Consider the following 22,362-nt stretch of genomic DNA (forward strand, 5'->3'; position numbering starts at 1 on the left):
AAATGACTGCCTTAAAGAATTTAGCCATTAGCAAAAATTATCAAGCAAAATATCGATATGTAAAATTGAAAATATTAAGGTGTTTTACTAAAAAGACTTGGGATATTTCGAAGATATGAAGAGTGAAGCTATATGGTGGTCGCTACTGGGCTCGAACCAGTGACCCCCTCCTTGTAAGGGAGGTGCTCTCCCAGCTGAGCTAAGCGACCTGGGATATAACGTAAAATCTACATTGATATGGTGGTCGCTACTGGGCTCGAACCAGTGACCCCCTCCTTGTAAGGGAGGTGCTCTCCCAGCTGAGCTAAGCGACCTGGGATATCAATCTTTTTATAACTAATGCTAAAATATGGTGGTCGCTACTGGGCTCGAACCAGTGACCCCCTCCTTGTAAGGGAGGTGCTCTCCCAGCTGAGCTAAGCGACCTGGGATATTTTACTTTCGAATCAACCAATCTATGTGAGAATGGTGGTCGCTACTGGGCTCGAACCAGTGACCCCCTCCTTGTAAGGGAGGTGCTCTCCCAGCTGAGCTAAGCGACCTGGGACTCTACACGACAATGAACAAAAATTATATGGTGGTCGCTACTGGGCTCGAACCAGTGACCCCCTCCTTGTAAGGGAGGTGCTCTCCCAGCTGAGCTAAGCGACCTGGGATATAATTAACAGTAATATGCCATAAATAAATTATGGTGGTCGATACTGGGCTCGAACCAGTGACCCCCTCCTTGTAAGGGAGGTGCTCTCCCAGCTGAGCTAATCGACCTCGCTGTGTGGGGCCGTATTATAGGGAGCAAGCAAAGCCTGTCAACGCTTTTTATTTAAAAAAAGGTCAGTAGTGGTAAAATTGTTCGCTTTGATGCTTTGTTAAACAAGGAATTTAGTTTAATAATTAAAGAAAATTCAAAAACAACCTCAGGTTTAAGCGTCCGCCATTTCAACTACTGAGTTTGACTGTTAGAATAACGCTACATTTTTTTGTTTGTCTTTTTATAGACGTTTATAAATAGGTTTGTGTCCGATTATGACTACTAAGACGCGTTTTGCCCCAAGTCCAACTGGCTTTCTTCATGTAGGTGGTGCCCGTACAGCACTTTATTCATGGCTGCACGCACGTGCTAATAATGGTGAGTTTGTACTGCGTATTGAAGACACAGATATTGAACGTTCAACTCAAGAAGCCTGTGATGCTATTCTTGATGGTATGAACTGGTTAGGTTTAACCTGGGATGAAGGTCCTTATTATCAGACTAAGCGTTTTGATCGCTACAACGAAATTATTGAGCAAATGTTAGATAAAGGCACTGCGTACAAATGCTATTGCTCACGAGAACGAGTTGATAAAATGCGCGAAGACCAAGCAGCTCAGGGGTTACAACAAAAATATGACGGTTGCTGTCGTAACCTTGCACCTCGTGATACTGATGAACCTTTTGTGGTTCGTTTTAAAAATCCGATTGAAGGCAGCGTGATATTTGATGATCATGTTCGTGGCCGCATAGAAATTTCTAACGATATGCTTGATGATCTAATCATTAAGCGTACAGATGGTGTACCTACTTACAACTTCTGTGTTGTTGTTGATGATTGGGATATGGGTATTACTTGCGTTGTTCGCGGTGAAGATCATATTAATAATACTCCGCGCCAAATCAACATCCTTAAAGCATTAGGTGCACCGATCCCTGAATATGCTCATGTGTCGATGATTTTAGGAGATGATGGTGCCAAATTGTCTAAGCGTCATGGTGCTGTCGGTGTTATGCAATATCGTGATGATGGTTATTTACCTGAAGCACTGTTAAATTACCTTGTTCGTTTGGGTTGGTCTCATGGCGATCAAGAAGTGTTTTCAATGGAAGAGTTGAAAACGCTGTTTAAATTAGATGACATCAACAAAGCTGCTTCCGCTTTTAATACTGATAAACTCATTTGGTTGAACCAACATTATATCAAATCACTTGATCCAGCTTATGTGGCGTCTCATTTACAATGGCACATGGATGATCAGAAAATTGATACCAGTAATGGCCCGGCGTTAACTGAAATTGTTACCGCACTATCTGAGCGCGCAAAAACATTGAAAGAGTTAGCGGCTTCTAGTCGTTACTTTTTCGAAGACTTTGCAGATTTTGATGAAGCTCAAGCTAAAAAGCATCTTCGCGGGGTGGCACTAGAACCTTTAACGTTATTTAATCAAAAGTTATCTGAACTAACTGATTGGAGTGTTGAGGGAATTCACCAAGTGATTGAAGCAACCGCAACTGAACTTGATGTAGGTATGGGTAAAGTGGGTATGCCGTTACGTGTAGCGGTTACAGGTGCCGGACAGTCACCAGCACTAGATTTAACCTTGTTCTTAATAGGAAAAGAAAGATCTGCACAAAGAATATCCAAAGCGATTGAATTTGTAGCAGATAGAATAAATTCCTAAAAAACGAGTTGACACTTTTGGGTATGCTGCATAGAATGCGCCTCGCAGTTGAGACATGATGTTAGTTTTTTATAACAGCATATCTAAAAGCATTAAGTAAGAGGGGTTATAGCTCAGCTGGGAGAGCGCTTCGCTGGCAGTGAAGAGGTCCACGGTTCGATCCCGTGTAGCTCCACCACTTACTTAACAATCTTTAAGTAGATAATTAGCACCGATGTTTAGCCTACAGACATCGATGAGTATTCACTCGATACAGAGTATAACGTATCAAATGTGTCCCATTCGTCTAGAAATAGCGCTTAGGACATCGCCTACTTTGGTTTATAAAGAGTCGGCGGTAACAGGGGTTCGAATCCTTAAGGTTTTGAATCTCAATATAGATAATTAGCACTGATGTTTAGCCTACAGGCATCGATGAGTATTCACTCGATACAGAGTATAACGTATCAAATGTGTCCCATTCGTCTAGAGGCCTAGGACACCGCCCTTTCACGGCGGTAACAGGGGTTCGAATCCCCTATGGGATACCATATTTAAGATGGTTGAACATGATTCGAAAGAGTTATTTGATTATCTAAAAAGCACCGATGTTTAGCCTACAGACATCGATGAGTATTCACTCGATACAGAGTATAACGTATCAAATGTGTTCCATTCGTCTAGAAATAGCGCTTAGGACATCGCCCACTTTGGTTTATAAAGAGTCGGTGGTAACAGGGGTTTGAATCCTTAAGGTTTTGAATCTCAATATAGGTAATTAGCACTGGTGTTTAGCCTACAGACACCAATGAGTATTCACTCGATACAGAGTATAACGTATCAAATGTGTCCCATTCGTCTAGAGGCCTAGGACACCGCCCTTTCACGGCGGTAACAGGGGTTCGAATCCCCTATGGGATACCATATTTAAGATGGTTGAACATGATTCGAAAGAGTTATTTGATTATCTAAAAAGCACCGATGTTTAGCCTACAGACATCGATGAGTATTCACTCGATACAGAGTATAACGTATCAAATGTGTCCCATTCGTCTAGAGGCCTAGGACACCGCCCTTTCACGGCGGTAACAGGGGTTCGAATCCCCTATGGGATACCATATTTAAGATGGTTGAACATGATTCGAAAGAGTTATTTGATTATCTAAAAAGCACCGATGTTTAGCCTACAGACATCGATGAGTATTCACTCGATACAGAGTATAACGTATCAAATGTGTCCCATTCGTCTAGAGGCCTAGGACACCGCCCTTTCACGGCGGTAACAGGGGTTCGAATCCCCTATGGGATACCATATTTAAGATGGTTGAACATGATTCGAAAGAGTTATTTGATTATCTAAAAAGCACCGATGTTTAGCCTACAGACATCGATGAGTATTCACTCGATACAGAGTATAACGTATCAAATGTGTCCCATTCGTCTAGAGGCCTAGGACACCGCCCTTTCACGGCGGTAACAGGGGTTCGAATCCCCTATGGGATACCATATTTAAGATGGTTGAACATGATTCGAAAGAGTTATTTGATTATCTAAAAAGCACCGATGTTTAGCCTACAGACATCGATGAGTATTCACTCGATACAGAGTATAACGTATCAAATGTGTCCCATTCGTCTAGAGGCCTAGGACACCGCCCTTTCACGGCGGTAACAGGGGTTCGAATCCCCTATGGGATACCATATTTTTAAAATTTTGGTTTTTAGTTAACTAAAATTCGGGGCTATAGCTCAGCTGGGAGAGCGCTTCGCTGGCAGTGAAGAGGTCCACGGTTCGATCCCGTGTAGCTCCACCAATAAATTTAGTATTCGAACATAAATTATTTTGTGCCTTCGAAACAAAAAAACCACCGCAAGGTGGTTTTTTTGTGTGTGTTTTATTTATGCTACCTTCCACTTTATCTGTACTTACACATCATTAACTTTCTTCCTCAACTGCAATAACGTCTTATTTTTCTTAACAAGACCAACTCAGCACAATAAGAATAATGTGTGACATCCCACCCACTTGCTTTTTGATTGTGTGTGACTATCCACACACAAAATTAATTTTATCATTCCAATGTAAATTAAAGTTAATAAATATCATTGAGTTACAAATAATTAACATTATGGCCTGATGCTTGCTATGTTTTATCTATCCTCAAAAAGCGTTTATGGCGTACTTGTTCTGGAGCAAGACACTACCTTGAGGAAAATATAACACTAAAAAAAAGGAAGTTAATTATCATGAAAAAATCGATCAACACTTTTACGCATCCATTAAAGTCAATGGCTAAACTAGCGGCTATAGCTTCAATTCTCGCAGCGAGCTTTAATGTTTTTGCTGAACCAGTAGAAATTAAATTTTCACATGTTGTAGCAGAGAATACGCCTAAAGGACAAATGGCACTGAAATTTAAAGAATTAATTGAAAAGCGTTTACCGGGTGAATACGTTGTTAACGTATTCCCTAACTCACAGTTATTTGGGGATAACAATGAGCTAGCGGCATTACTATTAAACGATGTGCAATTTGTTGCACCATCATTATCTAAATTTGAGCGTTTCACCAAAAAACTACAGATTTTTGATTTACCTTTCTTATTCGAAGATATGGCCGCCGTTGATCGTTTTCAACAATCAGACTCAGGTCAAAAATTGTTAAACGCAATGAACCGTAAAGGTTTGATCGGTCTAGGTTATCTTCACAATGGTATGAAGCAGTTTTCAGCAAATGATCCGCTATCGTTACCAAAAGATGCTAAAGGCAAAAAGTTCCGTATTATGGCTTCTGATGTTATTGCCGCTCAGTTTGATGCTGTAGGTGCTATTCCCGTTAAAAAGCCCTTCTCTGAAGTGTTTACTCTGCTACAAACCCGTGCAATTGATGGTCAAGAAAATACGTGGTCCAATACCTACTCCATGAAGTTCTATGAGGTGCAAAGTCACATCACTGAAAGTAATCATGGTGTTTTAGATTATATGGTCGTGACATCAAATACCTTCTGGAAAGGCCTACCAGCAGATAAGCGCGTCATCTTTAAGTCATCACTGGATGAAGCTATTGCTCTTGGTAACAAAATCGCTTCAGAAAAAGATAATGAAGATAAACAAGCGATTATTGATTCTAAGCGTTCTGAGTTAGTCACATTAACACCTGCTGCACGCCAGCAATGGGTTAACGTTATGAAACCGGTTTGGGCTAAGTTTGAAGACCAAATTGGAAAAGACATGATTGAAGCCGCTGTAGCTGCCAACACTAAATAGTCTCAATACTTGATGTGGTACTGAATACATCTTTGCATCAGTACCACCCTTTTTTATTCAAGGAGTATGACCGTGATTTCAAGACTATTTGGTTATTTTGAAGAAGGGTTTCTTAATCTTTTAATTACATTAATGACATTGCTCGTTTTTGGCGAAGTTATTGCCCGTTTCTTTTTCAATACCGGTTTTTTATGGATCCAAGAGTTAACACTAACCCTTTGTGGTTGGTTTGTACTGTTTGGTATGTCTTATGGTGTAAAAGTTGGAGCACATATTGGCGTTGACGCCTTTGTGTCTAAGTTGTCGGGCAAGCCACAAAAAGCTGTAGCTATCTTTGCATGCCTTTGTTGTATTATTTACTGTGGCATGTTTTTAAAAGGAGCTTGGGACTACCTCAGTCAAATGTACCAAATTGGTATTCCAATGGAAGATATCAACTTCCCAGCTTGGTTTCTTCATCAATTAGACCCAGATTTTGCGTGGGAAACATTACGTATCGATATCGAAGACGGCGCTGTACCTATCTGGTTATCTCAAAGTATTTTAATTATCGGATTTTCAATGCTGACTTGGCGTTTTATAGAGTTGTTTATCGCCATATTAAAAAACCAAGCTGTTGGTTTTCAATTGGCCGATGAAGCTAAAGACAGCATGCATTTAATCGATGAAGCTGCGCTATCCACATCATCAGAACAACAAGAAAAAAATGATAAGGACGCGAAATAATGACTATAGCAACACTCTTTATCGCTTTGTTTATTTGCATGATGATTGGTATGCCTATTGCTATTGCACTCGGTTTTTCAAGCATGCTAACTATTTTGTTATTTTCAAATGATTCACTCGCCTCAATTGTATTAAAACTGTATGAGTCAACCTCAGAACATTACACTTTGTTAGCTATCCCATTCTTTATTTTATCATCGGCATTTTTGTCTACTGGTGGTGTAGCGCGGCGTATTATTGACTTTGCAATGGACAGTGTAGGTCATATACGTGGTGGACTGGCTATGGCATCGGTTATGGCTTGTATGCTATTTGCCGCGGTGTCAGGCTCGTCGCCTGCCACGGTTGCAGCCATTGGTTCAATTGTTATTGTTGGCATGGTACGCGCTGGATATCCTGAAAAATTTGCTGCTGGGGTTATTACTACCTCAGGCACATTAGGTATTTTGATCCCACCTTCAATTGTCATGCTGGTTTACGCAGCGGCAACTGAAGTGTCTGCTGCTAGAATGTTTATGGCAGGTCTGATACCAGGATTAATGATGGGCTGTATTTTAATGCTGGCCATCTACATTGTAGCTCGAATTAAAAAACTACCTTCACGCCCTTTTCCAGGTGTTAAAGCACTGGCAATATCAAGTGCTAAAGCAATGGGTGGATTAGCACTCATTCTAATAGTACTAGGTTCAATCTACGGTGGTGTTGCCAGTCCAACTGAAGCTGCGGCCGTGGCTTGTGTGTATGCTTACTTTATTGCTGTATTTGGTTATCGCGATATTGGGCCACTTAAAAATGTTGCTTGGCGAAATCAACAAGAGTCTTTAATCGGTGCCTCATTTCGAAACATCGGCTACATGCTACTTGCTGTCATTAAAACACCTACCGACAAAGACATACGTCATGTGGTACGCGACGGCGCTAAAGTCAGCATCATGCTGTTATTCATCATTGCAAATGCAATGTTGTTTGCACACGTGCTAACCACTGAGCGAATTCCACATATTATTGCTGAAGCCATTGTCGGGTTAGGTTTGCCAGCCTGGGGATTTTTGATCATTGTTAACTTACTGTTGTTAGCCGCTGGTAACTTTATGGAGCCCTCAGCGATTTTACTTATTATGGCGCCTATTCTGTTCCCTATAGCAACGCAACTTGGTATAGATCCTATTCACTTAGGGATCATTATGGTAGTTAACATGGAGATCGGAATGCTCACCCCCCCCGTAGGACTCAATCTCTTTGTCACCGCGGGTATAACAGGTAAGAGCATGGGATGGGTTATACAATCATGTCTACCTTGGCTAGTATTGTTACTTGGCTTCTTGATGTTGATTACTTACATTCCGCAAATTTCTCTATTTTTACCAGAATATATAGACAAATTAAACGGCTACTAGCTTGATAATTCGCGTATTATAGGCGAGCCTTAATTTATATTAAGGCTCGCCTTTTTATTGATGACCCCAAATAACTATAACCCATTGGGAATACGTAATGCTTTCATTTTCGACTATCAAAAAACGTAATATTTTAGTGAGCCTCATGCTCATTATCGGGTTATTAATTACCCTTAAAGTTACTTATTGGTATTTGCTTGAACAAGGCACAAAGACAATTGCTGAACAATCTGAAAAGCAAATCAATGAACTGGTTATTTTTATTGATAATGCACTGTCACATTACGAAAATATTCCCGCAGTGCTCGCACAAAACCCCATATTAGAGCAGGGGCTGCTTAATCAACAAAGCCCTCAAACCATTAAAAAGCTTAATGCTTATCTATCTGAATTACAGCAAGTCACAGAATCATCCGATATTTATCTTACCGATGCGCTCGGAGTCGCTATTGCTGCCAGCAATTGGAACGAGCCAAACTCTTTTATTAATCATGACTATTCATTTAGGCCCTATTTTATCGATGCCATATCAGGTAAATCGGGACGATATTATGCTGTCGGCACCTCATCGAATAAGCGCGGTTTCTACTTTGCAAATCCGGTCTATCATAAAGGTGTCGTCTTAGGCGTTGTGGTAGTAAAAGTTGATATTAGCTTGATTGAACAACAAAGTAGTGGCATTGCCATTGCTAGCCAATACGAGTTTATGATCAGCGACCCTGACAATATCGTGTTTCTTTCAAGCATCAATAGTTGGCGATTTAATTCATTAACACCACTGACACAAGCTAAACGCTTTGCACTAAATTCATCAAAACGCTATGCCAGTAGACCTATTGGTGAACTTAGCGTTACCCCCCGCTTTACACTTGGTGATTCAAATACAACTCAGGTATACCAAATTTCATCATTTGAAGGTCAAGCAAAATACCTTCAACGTCACCAGCTGATGCCTAATGCTAACTGGAACGTCCATATTCTTGCACCAATGAAACCCTTATATGAATCGTTACCGCCTATTTTGCTATTGGCGGCCACGCTATATTTACTCTTGGCATTATTCATACTCTACAACATTGAACGCCGTAAAAATTTACATAGAATGCGCCAAGCACAAAATCAACTAGAACAACGAGTAAAGGAGCGTACTTTAGAGTTAGTGCAGGCCAATACTCAATTAAAAGATACTCAAGACGAACTCATCCAAGCAGCAAAGCTTACGGTTATAGGCAGCTTGTCTGCCAGCATTAACCACGAACTTAATCAACCACTGGCAGCGCTAAGAAGTTACGCCCAAAATACCCAGACATTTATTGGTCGTAACATGATTGATGACGCCAGTAATAACATCAAAATCATGATTGAACTGACAGACAGATTAGCTGATATAATTGGTCAATTTAAGAGTTTTACCCGTAAGTCTCAGGGCAAAGACAATGCCACTGAAATCAATCAATCGATTGAGCAAGCTTTAACTATCGTTCAACCTGAAATAGATAAGCAAGGCATTAAATTATCACTGCAACTTCTACAAGGGAAATGTCAAATATGGGGCGATAGCGTCCGATTGCAACAAGTACTGGTTAACCTTATTAGCAACGCCATCGTCGCCATGCAACAATCCACACAGCGACAATTACGAATAGAAGTCTATTGCGACCACAAAGTAAACATCAGCATCCAAGACAGTGGTCCAGGTGTAAGAGAAAGCCAAATGAGCAAAATTTTTGAACCCTACTACACCACCAGTGAACGTCAAGGTCTGGGATTAGGGCTATCTATCTCGCAGCGGATTATAGAATCAATGCAAGGTTCTATTACCGTTGAAAATGCCCTCCAAGGTGGTGCTATTTTTCATATTATTTTGCCGCTTTATTTACGCGAGGAAGTGTAAACGTGAATCAAATACAAGACATCAACGAGTATCAAGTCATTATTGTTGATGATGAACCTCACATAGGCATCGTATTACAGCAATTATTTAAACTCGAAAACATTAGCGCCTTAGCCACCACAGACCCGCAATCCATCGCGAGTCACATTACGGCTAACTGGCCTGGCATCGTGATTTCAGATGTTAATATGCCACAACTTGATGGCCTGAGTTTATTGCAACAACTGAAACAACAAGACAATGACTTACCGGTGGTGCTGTTAACAGGTTTTGGTGACATTGCCATGGCCGTAGACGCACTAAAAAAGGGCGCTTATGACTTTATTGAAAAACCATTCAATAACGAACATATACTTGATGTCACCAAACGTGCATTAGATAAGCGTGCGCTCACACTAGAAAACCGTAAGCTTAAACGTGAACTTGAATCGCACATTGCCCCTGGCCCACGTATTCTAGGAAGCAGTCCTAGCATAATGAAAATGCGTCACATTATCGACCAAGTAATAGATGCACCAGCCGATATTATGATTGAAGGGGAAACCGGAGCAGGTAAAGAGTTAGTCGCCCGTTATCTGCATGACCATAGTTATCGAAATAAAGCTAATTTTGTTGCTATTAATTGCGGTGCCATTCCTGAGAATCTTATAGAAAGCGAACTCTTTGGTGCTGAATCAGGTGCTTTTACGGGGATAGATAAACGTCGGATTGGCAAATTTGAATACGCTAATGGCGGCACACTACTCCTAGATGAAATAGAAAGCACTCCAATGGCGTTACAGGTTAAATTACTGCGTGTGTTAGAAGACCGAAAAGTAGAACGATTAGGTTCAAATACACCTATTAATTTAGACATAAGAGTCATTGCAGCGACAAAATTAAACTTACAACAGTTGTGTGAACAAGGAAAATTTAGACAAGATTTACTGTATCGTCTTAACTTAGTCACTATTGTTATCCCGCCGCTAAGAGATCGCCGAGAAGATATCCCGCTATTATTTTTACACTTTGCCAGAATTGCATCGGCTCGTTATCATAAAGCCCTTATAGCCTTAAATACACACCAAACCATGGTGCTAACTGCCCATGATTGGCCTGGCAATGTACGTGAATTACGCAACTTAGCTGAACGTTATGTACTACTTGGCGCTGAGGCTGCTTTTGCAGGTAACTTAGATAACCATACAACGATACAAGCGAGTATGTCACTGCAACAACGAGTTGAATTTTTTGAGCGCATGCTGATCGAAGAAGCATTAAGTCATAATAAAGGCAGCATAAAATTGACCATGGAACAGCTCGAGTTACCTCGTAAAACTTTGTATGACAAAATGCGTAAATTCGATTTAGACCGCAAACAATTTATCGAGAATTAATTTTTTGAACGTTAATTTTGGTAAAGTTAATTGCTTGAATATTAATTTACCGAAAACTAGTTTAACGCGGATACATCAATTGCATGTTGTTGATGTATCCCTAAGCGCCAAATAGCCACTAACAACAGCGACAAAAGACTCAACGAACCCACGACCACCCCATTCCACTCAGCTTCATGCCAAAATAACATTAAATAAGGTCCGCCTAACGATGCGCCAAGATAATAGCAGCATAAATACAGCGACGTAGCCTTAGCACGATGACTGGTTGCACGAATAGCCACAAACGAATTACAACAACTATGGGTTAAGAAAAAACCACAAGCGCTGATCAAAAAGCCAACAACAATAGCAGCCAATGTATCTACCAAGGTCAACAAGGTACCAGCGACCATTAAACATAATGCCACTCTAAATAATGGCATTGAACCATAGCGCATTATCCACTTCGCCGACAAATAAGAGGCAAAGGTACCGCTTGAATAACATAAAAAAATCAAGGTTGCATTAAAACGACTCAAGCCATAGGGCTCTGCCATAATATGTAACTGAATAAAGCTAAACTGATTAACCATCATCATAAATGCTAAACCACCAATCGCATAAGCTAGGCGCATTTGCGAGTCAGACAGATGGAACATAAAGCCATCAATGTCTTGCTTTACTTTACGCAATAAAGACACTTTTTGCTTAATAATGGTTGGTTTGATTTCTTTGCGTGGTAATAAATAGGTAACCCAAGCCACACCAGCTAACGTCACCATAAACACTAAGCCCATAGATAATTGCCACGATAAGTTTTGCGCCATTAAACCACCAAAAATTCGTCCAGCAATTCCCCCCAGACTATTGGCCATAATGTATACAGCAGCAGCTTTTAATATAAAAGCAGGAGCCAGCTGTTCTTTAAAATACGCCATCGAAATCGCAGGTACCGCTGCTAACAAAATACCCTGCAGTAAACGTACCATCAGCAAATCATCAAACGTGTTGGCAAAGATTAGTAAAATATTCGATGCAGCTAGCAACCATAAACTCACAACAATAGGCGCTAACCGCCCTATTCGGTCAGATAATACTGCATAAAAAAGCAATGAAAATGCTAAGGAAAAACTGGTAACAGATAATACCAACGTAGCTTGGGCACCAGACACAGCAAAATGCTCGGCAATCGACGGTAACATGCCTTGTACTGTGTACAAATTAATGTAAATCACCATAGAAGCGATACACAAAGCCCAAATTAAACGAGTTTGCGCATGCGAACGATAACTCGGGGTCAACTCTGTCATAAACAACCTAAACAACCTAAACAACATATTAAGCTAGGGGAAAATATTACAACCCGCCATGTAAAGTAATCAATGGCGGGGGTAAGAGTTTGTGAGCTAGATGACGAAGTGGCTATTGAACGCGCTTCATTAGCACTTGAGTGGTAAATTGACCGTTATTGATCACACGAAACTTATCATAGGTTTGAAATATGGCATTACCTTGATAGGTGATCATTGCCACTACACCATAATCCACGCCACTATTAATGAGCTTTGCAGGTAAGGTAAATTTAAACGGCACAGGTGCTCTGGCAATATCAAAGTTCTTTTGAGAAATAATTGCGCCAGGCGTATTGAAATCAATTAATGCAATATTGATTTTACACCCTTGAGGCAAAGCAATCTTCTCTGAATAACCTGCATAACCGTTTACAATAACCGGTTTTTCAGGCTCAATCGTCACACAACCATTGAGCATGATAGCAGTCAAAGCCACTGCTGCGAATTGTATCCCTTTCTTAATTACAATCATTTTAGCATCCTACTTGGTCATTCTAAGTAAACCTTCTTGCGTGGCAGAAGCCACAAGACGTCCTTGCTGGTCAAAAAACTGTCCTTTAACAAATCCTCTTCCGCCGCCTGCATTAGGGCTATCAATACAGTAAAGTAACCATTCGCCCATGTTAAATGGACGATGGAACCACATTGCATGGTCAATAGTAGCCATACGCATGCCTGGTGTTAAAAAAGACACACCGTGTGGCTGAGTGGCTGTGGCTAAAAAGTTAAAATCCGATGCATAAGCCAGTAAATATTCTTGAATACTGTGATCCGATGGTATTTGCCCATTGGCACGTAACCATACATAGCTTTTAGGCTCTGTAGTACTTGGCGTAATAGGATGTACTGGGTTAACTAAACGCATTTCAATTGGAGAATCTGCCATAAATTTTTCAAGCATTTTCGCAGGGACTTTATCACGCATCGTCATCGCGAGTTCTTGCTGATTTAGTAAACCTTCAGGTCCTGGTACCTCTGGCATCACATCTTGATGCTCAAAGCCTTGTTCAACACTTTGGAATGAACAGGTCATATAAAAAATCGGCCGACCTTTCTGAATAGCTTTAACTCTGCGCGCACTAAAACTGCCGCCATCACGCATATTTTCAACATCATAAATTATCGGTAACTTTTCATCTCCCGCACGTAGGAAGTATGAATGTAAAGAATGTACATGACGGTCTTCACTAACCGTTTGTTTTGCAGCACTTAACGCTTGTCCCATCACTTGGCCACCAAACACATGCCCAAAGCCTAAATCTTGGCTTTGACCACGAAACAAACCTAGCTCAATTTTCTCAAGTGACAATAATGACAATAAATCGTTTAATACCTGACTCATAATACCTTCTCTACAACATGGATTAACGTTAAGGTTACCTTAGTTAAGCTGATGTTTTCTAGCTTATTCTATGGTAATTACTGAATTTCAGTTATCTAATGACAAATCGCAAAAGAGTGATGTAACGCAAGGATTCATATCTGCAGCCTAATTGAATATTTGGTATGCTATTAGACATGACTAATCAACACTGCGTCTCACAATATTATGCAACCTAGCTCAATGCAATCATGGTTTATGGCTATTCGTCCTCGTACGCTACCCGCGGCAATCGGCCCATTATTAATCGGCAACATGCTAGCCATTGGGCTCGAACAATTTAGCTTACTCATCGCCTTCACCTCAATGCTATGCGCGGTATTATTGCAAATTTCAGTCAACCTCGCTAACGACTACTTTGATTTTAAAAATGGTATAGATACAGAAGAACGTATCGGCCCAGTAAGAGTGACTCAAAGTGGTATTATCTCACCTTCATCGGTACGAAATGCCATGATAGGCTGCCTGATCACATCATTATTAGTCGGTTCATTACTAATCGCCCACGGTGGCTGGCCCATTGCCATTCTAGCCGTAGCCTCTATTTTAGGCGCGCTATGTTACAGCGGAGGCCCCTACCCTCTGGCTTCACATGGATTAGGTGAAATAGCCGCATTTGTATTTTTCGGCTTAGTCGCCGTGGTAGGCAGTTACTATTTACAAGCTGGAGCCACCACCATGACAGCCTGGTTGCTCGGTTGTGCCATTGGCTTTTTTAATGCTGCTATCATGCTGGTTAATAACACTAGAGATATTTCAACCGACAGTAAAGCAGGTAAAAACACCCTCGCAGTGAGGATAGGAGAAGCACAAGCTAAAGTGCTGTATCAAAGTTTTGTCTACCTCCCTTTTGGCATCATTATCGCTGGATTTTTACTCGGTTCTCTTGATGGATTACCAGTATTACTATCGGGAGCGTCATTAATTATTGCGCGTAATCTCAGCCGCGAGTTTCACGCTAATTCTGGTGAGGCGTTAAATCCAATACTAGGACAAACCGCTAAGTTAACCATGGTTTTCAGCTTGCTGTTTAGCATTGGATTATACTTCTCGCTAAGCTAGTAATATTGCATAGATTACCAATAATCGACAATCAATAATCGACAATCAAAAAGGCGCCTCATGTTATAATGATGCGCCTTTTTTAAGCATAATAATTATTACACTTTAGACAAAGTACGCTCTTTAGCGCTCCAATCTAAATGGTATTTCTCACCTGCTGGTTTATCCGTTCGCTCAAAAGTATGCGAGCCAAAAAAGTCACGCTGACCTTGTAACAAGTTAGCGGGGAGCATTTCGCAGCGGTAACTGTCGTAATATGCAATAGCTGAGCTAATGCATGGCGCTGGAATACCTTGCATAACAGAGGCCGCAACCGTTTTACGCCAATTAAAGTGTTTTTGCGACAATGTTTGGCTGAAGGTATCGGCCATCAATAAGTTTGCAAGATTTGCATCTTCTTGGTAAGCCTGAGTAATTGACTGCAAGAAAGTCGCTCGAATAATACAACCAGCACGCCAAATTTTTGCGATTTCAGCAAAGTCTAAAGTCCAGCTCTGCTCTTTGGCTGCCATCGCCATCAACTGGAAACCCTGAGCATAACAGCACACTTTAGCGCAATATAATGCATCTTCAAGATTAGTAATAAATTCAGCTTTATCGCTTTCACTAAGAATAACAGGTTCTGGTCCAGCTAATTTCGAGCTTAACTGCATACGTAAGTTTTTCTGAGTGCTCACCGCACGAGCATAAACCGCTTCTGCAATCGTTGGCGCTGGGCAACCAATTTGTAAGCTGCTCACTGCCGTCCATAAACCAGTGCCTTTTTGGCCTGCTTTATCCAAAATCATTTCAACAAGTGGCTTACCCGTTAACGGATCTGCTTGTTGTAAGACTTCAGCACTAATGCCCATAAGGTAACTATTAAGAATACCTTTATTCCAAGCATTGAAAATGTCGCCAATATCATGGGCTGACATGCCTAAACCATCACTGAGTAATTGATACGCTTCGCAAATAAGCTGCATATCGGCATACTCAATGCCGTTATGAACCATTTTAACGTAATGCCCAGAACCTGCAGGACCAATATAGGTAGTACATGGCTCACCTTCAGTAACGGGGTTACCAGGTTCAAAACGTTCAATTGGTAAACCAGTTGTTGAATCCACTTTGGCCGCAATGGCTTTCCAAATAGGTTCAACATAACGCCAAGCTTTTTCATCTCCACTAGGCATTAACGAGGGGCCAAAACGCGCGCCAACTTCACCACCAGAAACCGCCGAACTAAAGAAAATAAACTGGCCTTTATAACGGGCTTCACGCTCAACCGTATCAGTCCATAAGCTATTACCGGTATCAATAACAATATCGTTAGCTTCAATACCTGCTTCAATTAACGATTTACACACACCATCAACAGGTGCGCCAGCAGGCACAGATAATACGATAACTCGAGGTTCAACTAATTTAGCCAGCATTTCTGTAAGATTATTACATGACTGCATTCGCGGTGCTGTATCTGCTTTGCGCTCGATTTCTTCTTGAGCTACAGCAGCATTAACTTTTGGAGTATCTAAATCGAAAACAGCAACATGGTAGCCGTTATCAGCAATGTTTAATGCGAGGTTCTTGCCCATCACACCAAGGCCAATAACGCCGACGTGAGATTGTTGGGTGTGGTTAGTCATAATGTATGTTTCCACAGGTCACAGAGATTAATCGCGTAGTGCGAATCCATTTGGGTGGCAATTATAGCGATTCTTGTAACTAAATTACCAGTAACAAAACGCGGAAACGCTGTTTTTTACAATGTTTGCTCAATCTGTTTATTAGGATATAACATCACTTCACAATAGAAAAAACCATAAAAACATCCATTTTTATGGTTTCGAGTAAACATTATCGCTTAAGCTGTCACGATTAATTAATTAACAGTAACATCATGTAATTTCAGTGGTTAATGCATTAGCATAACCCATTTTAGTCAGTGCATTACGGACGATATCTAATGTTTGAGGATCTTCAATAGTGGCAGGCATGGTGTACTCTTGATTGTCAGCAATTTTACGCATTGTGGCTCGTAATATTTTTCCAGAACGGGTTTTAGGCAGTTTTTGTACTGCACTAACCAGCCTAAAGGAAGCTACTGGGCCAATTTCATGGCGCACCAGTGCAAGTAACTCTTTATATAAAGCTTCATCTGACATAGTCACGCCGTTTTTAAGCACCACTAATCCAAGCGGCACTTGGCCTTTTAGTTTATCTTGCACACCAATTACCGCAGCCTCAGCAACGGCATCATGCTGACACAACACCTCTTCAAAGCGACCGGTTGATAAACGATGGCCTGCAACATTTATAATGTCGTCAATACGGCTCATAATATATAAATAACCCTCTTCATCAATGTAGCCTGCATCTCCAGTTAAGTAATACCCTGGGTACATAGACAAATAACTGTCGATATAACGTTTATCATTTTGCCATAAGGTGGTTAATGTGCCCGGAGGTAACGGCTGCTTTATCACCACATTACCGCTTTCATTTGGCGCAACAGGCACACCCATCGCATCGAGAATTTCCACTTGATAACCCGGTACAGCGCGTGCAGGAGAGCCTGGTTTAATTTCAATAGGGTCGGTGCCCATCAAGTTTGCCGCAACTGGCCAACCGGTTTCTGTTTGCCACCAATGATCAATCACCGGCTTGCCTAAATGCTGCTGACTCCAATTTAAAGTATCAGGGTCACAGCGCTCTCCGGCTAAATACATTTGCTTAAGGCAGGTTAAATCAAATTGTTTAATAAAGTCGCCTTCTGGATCTTCGCGCTTAATGGCACGAATAGCCGTTGGCGCAGTAAAAAAGCTGCGAACTTGCTTTTGTTCGATAATCCGCCAAAAGGCGCCAGCATCTGGAGTACCAATCGGCTTGCCTTCGTACATTATGGTGGTTGCACCTACTAATAATGGCCCATAAACTATGTACGAATGGCCCACAACCCACCCCACATCAGATGCAGCCCAAAACACATCGCCAATGCCAATATCATAAATATGTTTCATCGACCATGCTAAGGCTACAGCATGACCGCCATTGTCACGCACTACTCCTTTAGGCTGGCCAGTAGTCCCTGATGTATAGAGTACATACAAAGGGTCTGTGGCAGCTAACGATATGCAATCTGCATCAGGAGCTTCCACTAAAGAGCTGTACCAATCTAGGTCACGGGGGGATTGTAATTGGGCTTGATATTCAGTGCGGTTTAAAATAATGCAATGATCGACTTTATGATGTGCTTGAGATAATGCGTCATCTAATAGAGGTTTGTAGGGCACAACACCAGAAGGCTCAATACCACAAGATGCAGACAAAATTAGTGTGGGTTTAGCATCATTAATTCGTGTTGACAGTTCATTGGCCGCAAACCCACCAAATACCACTGAATGAATCGCGCCAATTCGCGCACACGCTAACATGGCATAAGCGGTTTCTGGCACCATTGGCATGTAAATCACCACTCTGTCGCCTTTACTAACCCCTAACGACAACATCAGTCCTGCCAGCCGTTTGACTTGTGCTAACGCAGATTGATAAGTAATGGAGTATTCATGCTGCGTCACAGGACTAATATAATGAATAGCGGTTTGCTCACCTCTACCAGCCAATACATGGCGATCTAATGCATTGAAACAAGTATTCATTTTGCCATCAGAAAACCATCGATAGAAAGGCTTGTTGCTATCATCTAAGACCGTTTTTGGCGCGAGGTCCCAACTAATTGCCTCTGCAGCTTGTTGCCAAAACACATTGGGCTCGGCTATCGATTGTGCGTGCATTGATAGTCCTAAATCAGCCATATTGCTCTCCGTTAATCAGCTTGTATTATAGTGATTATGAGCAGACTTCATTAAATAGCCCTATTAGACAAAGGGATAATAGCCACGAAAACCAATAAGGATCCTTTCGTTTCAATCCGGTGTTTATGCTAGAAAAACAAACACCATAAAAAACACAAAGCATTAACAACAATGGCTTAGCGTAATAAATCATGTTGAGTGGCAAGCAAAATTAACATCAACCTTGCCGATAACTATCAAGCAAACTTTACCTTTACGTAAACTTCATATATCTTGCATCAAAAGAAACACTTTTGGTGACATGATGAGCACGACCAATAGCACTCAATCTACATATTCAATTAGTGACTTATCAAAAGAATTTGATATCACCACCCGCAGTATTCGCTTTTACGAAGACCAAGGTTTGATTAAACCTAAGCGTCGCGGACAAACCCGTATATACAGTTTGAAAGATCGCGTACGTTTAAAACTCATTTTACGCGGTAAACGCCTTGGCTTTTCATTAGCAGAAACTCGTCGCTTATTTGAACTTTATGATGCCGATAAAAGTAGCTCAACACAGCTCAATACTATGCTTGATTTAGTCAATGATAAAAAATCAGCTCTACAGCAGCAAATGGATGATATTAAAGTGGTACTGATGGAGTTGAACTCCGCCGAACAACAATGCAAAGCAGCACTTGCTGACAACGCGGCAAAAAAAATTAAATAAGCATTTATTGATTAAAAACCAGAATAATAAACGGCTTACTCAATTAAGCCCAATGTAATACCCAACTGTCAAAAACGCCAACAAAAAGCGTTGGCAGACATAATCAAATTCAACAGGACACAAGCAAATGAGCGACTTATATACCAGCCTAAACTTTGGTTTAGGTGAAGATGTAGACATGTTACGTGACGCCGTTCGCGGTTTTGCCGCTAACGAGATTGCCCCAATGGCTGCCCAAGTCGACATCGATAACGAGTTTCCTAATCAATTATGGCCAGTTTTAGGTGATATGGGATTACTTGGGGTCACGGTAGATGAACAATACGGTGGTGCCAATATGGGCTACCTTGCTCACGTTGTCGCAATGGAAGAAATTTCCCGCGCTTCGGCATCAATAGGCCTAAGTTATGGTGCTCACTCAAACTTATGTGTGAACCAAATTAACCGCAACGGTAATGAAGCTCAAAAAGCTAAATACTTACCTAAGTTGGTCAGTGGCGAACATATTGGCGCCTTAGCCATGAGTGAACCCAATGCAGGTTCTGATGTGGTATCAATGAAACTGCATGCCCGTAAAGAAGGCGATCGTTATATTCTGAACGGCAATAAAATGTGGATCACTAATGGTCCAGACGCACACACTTATGTTATTTACGCTAAAACCGATTTAGACAAAGGCGCGCACGGCATTACCGCGTTTATCGTTGAACGTGGTTCAAAAGGTTTTAGCCAGGCACAAAAACTCGACAAACTAGGTATGCGCGGTTCAAACACCTGTGAATTAGTATTTGAAGACTGCGAAGTACCTGAAGAAAATATTTTAGGCGGCCTCAATAACGGCGTAAAAGTGTTAATGAGCGGTCTAGACTATGAGCGCGTAGTGTTATCTGGTGGTCCATTAGGCATTATGTCTGCTTGTATGGACATCGTCATCCCTTACATTCATGAGCGTGAGCAATTTGGCAAATCAATAGGTCAATTCCAATTAGTCCAAGGCAAATTAGCTGACATGTACACTGGCATGAACGCCGCTCGCGCTTATGTTTACAGCGTAGCTAAGTCATGTGATCGCGGTGAAACCACTCGTAAAGATGCCGCTGGCGCCATTCTATACAGCGCAGAGCTTGCCACTAAAATGGCCTTAGACGCGATTCAACTTCTTGGCGGCAATGGTTATGTTAACGAGTATGCCACTGGTCGTTTACTGCGTGACGCTAAATTATATGAAATTGGTGCTGGTACATCAGAAATTCGCCGCATGTTAATTGGCCGCGAATTATTTAACGAGTCAAAGTAACCCACACTAGCCTTCTGTAGGGCGACATATCAAGCGTGTCGTGTCGCCCTAACCAAGTCCCTATTTTTTGCTTCATTAAGGATATAGAAATGACGCAACTGAGCAGCCGCATCAATCCCCGCAGTGACGAATTTAAAGCCAAGTCAGATAGCATGGCGTTATTAGTCAATGACCTTCAACAAAAGCTAGCAAAAATCGAACAAGGTGGTGGCCCGGTCGCCCTTGAACGTCATTTGTCGCGCGGTAAGTTATTGCCTCGCCAGCGTGTCGAAAAGCTACTTGACCCAGGCTCTCCCTTCTTAGAGTTATCGCAATTTGCGGCTTATGAAGTGTATGACGAAGAAGTGCCCGCTGCTGGCGTTATCGCCGGTATTGGTCGCGTCAGTGGTGTTGAATGCATGATTATTGCCAACGATGCCACCGTTAAAGGTGGTACTTACTATCCGATCACAGTGAAGAAGCATTTACGTGCTCAAGATATCGCTAGTCGTTGTCATTTACCCTGTATCTACTTAGTCGATTCTGGCGGCGCGAATTTACCCCGCCAAGATGAAGTGTTTCCAGACCGCGATCATTTCGGGCGTATTTTCTATAACCAAGCACAAATGTCAGCTAAAGGCATTCCACAAATTGCTGTGGTTATGGGCTTGTGTACAGCAGGCGGCGCGTATGTGCCAGCCATGGCCGATGAATCTATTATTGTTAAAGATCAAGGCACCATCTTTTTAGCCGGTCCTCCTTTAGTGAAAGCGGCGACAGGTGAAGAAGTCAGTGCTGAAGAGCTAGGCGGCGCAGAAGTTCACACCAAAATATCCGGTGTTGCCGATCATCTCGCGCAAAATGACGACCATGCGCTTGAGCTTGCTCGCCGTGCTGTACTGCGCCTGAATCACCAAAAAGAAATTAAAAGCTTACTAAGTCCAGTCAAACCACCACAATTTGATATCCATGAATTGTACGGCATTGTTGGTACCGATCTTAAAAAGCCGTTTGATGTAAAAGAAGTGATTGCCCGTGTGGTTGATGACTCTGACTTTGACGAATTTAAAGCCAACTACGGCGCAACCTTAGTGTGTGGTTTTGCGCGTATTCATGGTTATCCCGTCGGGATTGTGGCCAATAACGGCATTTTGTTTTCGGAGTCGGCGCAAAAAGGCGCTCACTTTATTGAATTGTGTTGCCAACGTAAAATTCCATTATTGTTCTTACAAAATATCACCGGCTTTATGGTGGGTAAAAAGTACGAACACGAAGGCATTGCTAAACATGGCGCCAAAATGGTGACCGCAGTGTCTTGTGCTAATGTGCCTAAATTTACTGTAATTATTGGCGGCAGTTACGGCGCGGGTAACTACGGCATGTGTGGTCGCGCATTTGAGCCAACCATGATGTGGATGTGGCCTAACGCGCGTATTTCGGTGATGGGCGGCGAACAAGCTGCTGGCGTATTAGCCACAGTGCGACGTGATGGTTTAGCCCGTAAAGGGGTTGAATGGTCTGCAGAAGATGAACAAGCTTTCCGTAAACCGATTGTTGAACAATACGAAAAAGAAGGTCATCCGTACCATGCCAGCGCTCGGCTTTGGGATGATGGCATTATTGATCCCGCACAAACGCGTGACGTGGTCGGTTTAGCCTTATCAGCAGCGTTAAATGCTCCTATTGAAGACACCCGTTTTGGGGTGTTCCGCATGTAATTGATGCG

General features: G+C 41.8%; 15 protein-coding genes and 14 tRNA genes. 18 read left to right on the forward strand and 11 right to left on the reverse strand.

The features are described 5' to 3' along the window. Positions 1 to 133 precede the first annotated feature (133 nt). From EGC82_RS15405 to EGC82_RS15430, 6 genes are all read right to left on the reverse strand, one after another. Positions 134 to 209, reverse strand: a tRNA-Val gene (locus EGC82_RS15405). A gap of 29 nt (positions 210 to 238) precedes the next feature. Then, a tRNA-Val gene (locus tag EGC82_RS15410) sits at positions 239 to 314 on the reverse strand. A gap of 36 nt (positions 315 to 350) precedes the next feature. Then, a tRNA-Val gene (locus tag EGC82_RS15415) sits at positions 351 to 426 on the reverse strand. Positions 427 to 466: 40 nt separating this feature from the next. Next, positions 467 to 542: transfer RNA gene (locus EGC82_RS15420), tRNA-Val, on the reverse strand. A 33-nt stretch (positions 543 to 575) separates the two neighbouring features. Beyond that, positions 576 to 651 (reverse strand) — tRNA-Val (locus tag EGC82_RS15425). Between the two features lie 38 nt (positions 652 to 689). Continuing rightward, positions 690 to 765, reverse strand: a tRNA-Val gene (locus EGC82_RS15430). A 258-nt stretch (positions 766 to 1,023) separates the two neighbouring features. Here EGC82_RS15430 and gltX point away from each other — a divergent pair. From gltX to EGC82_RS15500, 14 genes are all read left to right on the forward strand, one after another. Continuing rightward, complete coding sequence (gltX, locus tag EGC82_RS15435; protein ID WP_124731549.1) at positions 1,024 to 2,433, forward strand: glutamate--tRNA ligase; 1,410 nt, start codon at positions 1,024 to 1,026, stop codon at positions 2,431 to 2,433. 102 nt (positions 2,434 to 2,535) lie between these two features. Further along, positions 2,536 to 2,611, forward strand: a tRNA-Ala gene (locus tag EGC82_RS15440). Positions 2,612 to 2,887: 276 nt separating this feature from the next. Continuing rightward, positions 2,888 to 2,963 (forward strand) — tRNA-Glu (locus EGC82_RS15445). A gap of 297 nt (positions 2,964 to 3,260) precedes the next feature. Next, positions 3,261 to 3,336 (forward strand) — tRNA-Glu (locus tag EGC82_RS15450). 118 nt (positions 3,337 to 3,454) lie between these two features. Continuing rightward, positions 3,455 to 3,530 (forward strand) — tRNA-Glu (locus EGC82_RS15455). Between the two features lie 118 nt (positions 3,531 to 3,648). Continuing rightward, positions 3,649 to 3,724: transfer RNA gene (locus EGC82_RS15460), tRNA-Glu, on the forward strand. A 118-nt stretch (positions 3,725 to 3,842) separates the two neighbouring features. Beyond that, a tRNA-Glu gene (locus EGC82_RS15465) sits at positions 3,843 to 3,918 on the forward strand. A 118-nt stretch (positions 3,919 to 4,036) separates the two neighbouring features. Next, positions 4,037 to 4,112: transfer RNA gene (locus tag EGC82_RS15470), tRNA-Glu, on the forward strand. 37 nt (positions 4,113 to 4,149) lie between these two features. Further along, positions 4,150 to 4,225: transfer RNA gene (locus tag EGC82_RS15475), tRNA-Ala, on the forward strand. Positions 4,226 to 4,658: 433 nt separating this feature from the next. Continuing rightward, positions 4,659 to 5,678 (forward strand): TRAP transporter substrate-binding protein, encoded by a 1,020-nt coding sequence (locus tag EGC82_RS15480; RefSeq protein WP_124731550.1) that lies wholly within the window; start codon positions 4,659 to 4,661, stop codon positions 5,676 to 5,678. 66 nt (positions 5,679 to 5,744) lie between these two features. Then, positions 5,745 to 6,404, forward strand: a complete 660-nt coding sequence (locus tag EGC82_RS15485; RefSeq protein ID WP_164839148.1) for a TRAP transporter small permease — start codon at positions 5,745 to 5,747, stop codon at positions 6,402 to 6,404. Beyond that, complete coding sequence (locus EGC82_RS15490) at positions 6,404 to 7,801, forward strand: TRAP transporter large permease (RefSeq protein WP_124731552.1); 1,398 nt, start codon at positions 6,404 to 6,406, stop codon at positions 7,799 to 7,801. The genes EGC82_RS15485 and EGC82_RS15490 overlap by 1 nt, the downstream gene beginning before the upstream one ends. Before the next feature lie 97 nt (positions 7,802 to 7,898). Beyond that, positions 7,899 to 9,695: a sensor histidine kinase gene (locus EGC82_RS15495; RefSeq protein ID WP_124731553.1), complete on the forward strand. Its 1,797-nt coding sequence runs from the start codon at positions 7,899 to 7,901 to the stop codon at positions 9,693 to 9,695. 2 nt (positions 9,696 to 9,697) lie between these two features. Continuing rightward, on the forward strand, positions 9,698 to 11,071 hold the full coding sequence (locus EGC82_RS15500; RefSeq protein ID WP_124731554.1) for a sigma-54-dependent transcriptional regulator: 1,374 nt from the start codon (positions 9,698 to 9,700) through the stop codon (positions 11,069 to 11,071). Positions 11,072 to 11,127: 56 nt separating this feature from the next. Here EGC82_RS15500 and EGC82_RS15505 read toward each other — a convergent pair whose 3' ends face one another. The 3 genes from EGC82_RS15505 to tesB all read right to left on the reverse strand — a co-directional run bounded on the left by EGC82_RS15505 (position 11,128) and on the right by tesB (position 13,747). Then, positions 11,128 to 12,363 (reverse strand): MFS transporter, encoded by a 1,236-nt coding sequence (locus EGC82_RS15505; protein WP_124731555.1) that lies wholly within the window; start codon positions 12,361 to 12,363, stop codon positions 11,128 to 11,130. A 112-nt stretch (positions 12,364 to 12,475) separates the two neighbouring features. After that, positions 12,476 to 12,877: a YbaY family lipoprotein gene (locus tag EGC82_RS15510; protein ID WP_124731556.1), complete on the reverse strand. Its 402-nt coding sequence runs from the start codon at positions 12,875 to 12,877 to the stop codon at positions 12,476 to 12,478. A gap of 9 nt (positions 12,878 to 12,886) precedes the next feature. Then, positions 12,887 to 13,747: an acyl-CoA thioesterase II gene (gene tesB, locus EGC82_RS15515; protein WP_124731557.1), complete on the reverse strand. Its 861-nt coding sequence runs from the start codon at positions 13,745 to 13,747 to the stop codon at positions 12,887 to 12,889. Between the two features lie 222 nt (positions 13,748 to 13,969). Between tesB and EGC82_RS15520 the strand changes: the two genes are divergently transcribed. Beyond that, positions 13,970 to 14,848: a 1,4-dihydroxy-2-naphthoate polyprenyltransferase gene (locus tag EGC82_RS15520; RefSeq protein WP_244212474.1), complete on the forward strand. Its 879-nt coding sequence runs from the start codon at positions 13,970 to 13,972 to the stop codon at positions 14,846 to 14,848. A gap of 98 nt (positions 14,849 to 14,946) precedes the next feature. Here the strand turns inward: EGC82_RS15520 and gndA are convergent, their stop codons facing one another. Both gndA and EGC82_RS15530 read right to left on the reverse strand, forming a co-directional pair. Further along, positions 14,947 to 16,476: an NADP-dependent phosphogluconate dehydrogenase gene (gene gndA / locus EGC82_RS15525; RefSeq protein ID WP_124731559.1), complete on the reverse strand. Its 1,530-nt coding sequence runs from the start codon at positions 16,474 to 16,476 to the stop codon at positions 14,947 to 14,949. Positions 16,477 to 16,728: 252 nt separating this feature from the next. Further along, positions 16,729 to 18,645 (reverse strand): propionyl-CoA synthetase, encoded by a 1,917-nt coding sequence (locus EGC82_RS15530; protein ID WP_124731560.1) that lies wholly within the window; start codon positions 18,643 to 18,645, stop codon positions 16,729 to 16,731. A gap of 304 nt (positions 18,646 to 18,949) precedes the next feature. Between EGC82_RS15530 and EGC82_RS15535 the strand changes: the two genes are divergently transcribed. The 3 genes from EGC82_RS15535 (at position 18,950) to EGC82_RS15545 (ending at position 22,354) form a co-directional block, all read left to right on the forward strand. Further along, a complete protein-coding gene (locus tag EGC82_RS15535) occupies positions 18,950 to 19,360 on the forward strand; it encodes a MerR family transcriptional regulator (protein ID WP_124731561.1) in 411 nt (136 codons plus the stop codon). Positions 19,361 to 19,487: 127 nt separating this feature from the next. After that, on the forward strand, positions 19,488 to 20,657 hold the full coding sequence (locus tag EGC82_RS15540) for an isovaleryl-CoA dehydrogenase (protein ID WP_124731562.1): 1,170 nt from the start codon (positions 19,488 to 19,490) through the stop codon (positions 20,655 to 20,657). A gap of 89 nt (positions 20,658 to 20,746) precedes the next feature. After that, positions 20,747 to 22,354, forward strand: coding sequence for a carboxyl transferase domain-containing protein (locus EGC82_RS15545; protein ID WP_124731563.1), 1,608 nt, complete (start codon positions 20,747 to 20,749; stop codon positions 22,352 to 22,354). Positions 22,355 to 22,362 lie beyond the last annotated feature (8 nt).

It is taken from the genome of Shewanella livingstonensis (assembly GCF_003855395.1).
GTDB classification, from domain to species: domain Bacteria; phylum Pseudomonadota; class Gammaproteobacteria; order Enterobacterales; family Shewanellaceae; genus Shewanella; species Shewanella livingstonensis.

What these genes read in the sequence shown, in the direction of transcription:
- gltX (WP_124731549.1), top strand. Translation starts at nt 1,024, where the DNA reads ATGACTACTAAGACGCGTTTTGCCCCAAGTCCAACTGGCTTTCTTCAT.
- EGC82_RS15490 (WP_124731552.1), top strand. Translation starts at nt 6,404, where the DNA reads ATGACTATAGCAACACTCTTTATCGCTTTGTTTATTTGCATGATGATT.
- EGC82_RS15480 (WP_124731550.1), top strand. Translation starts at nt 4,659, where the DNA reads ATGAAAAAATCGATCAACACTTTTACGCATCCATTAAAGTCAATGGCT.
- EGC82_RS15545 (WP_124731563.1), top strand. Translation starts at nt 20,747, where the DNA reads ATGACGCAACTGAGCAGCCGCATCAATCCCCGCAGTGACGAATTTAAA.
- EGC82_RS15535 (WP_124731561.1), top strand. Translation starts at nt 18,950, where the DNA reads ATGAGCACGACCAATAGCACTCAATCTACATATTCAATTAGTGACTTA.
- EGC82_RS15540 (WP_124731562.1), top strand. Translation starts at nt 19,488, where the DNA reads ATGAGCGACTTATATACCAGCCTAAACTTTGGTTTAGGTGAAGATGTA.
- gndA (WP_124731559.1), bottom strand. Translation starts at nt 16,476, where the DNA reads ATGACTAACCACACCCAACAATCTCACGTCGGCGTTATTGGCCTTGGT.
- EGC82_RS15505 (WP_124731555.1), bottom strand. Translation starts at nt 12,363, where the DNA reads ATGACAGAGTTGACCCCGAGTTATCGTTCGCATGCGCAAACTCGTTTA.
- EGC82_RS15530 (WP_124731560.1), bottom strand. Translation starts at nt 18,645, where the DNA reads ATGGCTGATTTAGGACTATCAATGCACGCACAATCGATAGCCGAGCCC.
- tesB (WP_124731557.1), bottom strand. Translation starts at nt 13,747, where the DNA reads ATGAGTCAGGTATTAAACGATTTATTGTCATTATTGTCACTTGAGAAA.
- EGC82_RS15495 (WP_124731553.1), top strand. Translation starts at nt 7,899, where the DNA reads ATGCTTTCATTTTCGACTATCAAAAAACGTAATATTTTAGTGAGCCTC.
- EGC82_RS15510 (WP_124731556.1), bottom strand. Translation starts at nt 12,877, where the DNA reads ATGATTGTAATTAAGAAAGGGATACAATTCGCAGCAGTGGCTTTGACT.
- EGC82_RS15485 (WP_164839148.1), top strand. Translation starts at nt 5,745, where the DNA reads ATGACCGTGATTTCAAGACTATTTGGTTATTTTGAAGAAGGGTTTCTT.
- EGC82_RS15520 (WP_244212474.1), top strand. Translation starts at nt 13,970, where the DNA reads ATGCAATCATGGTTTATGGCTATTCGTCCTCGTACGCTACCCGCGGCA.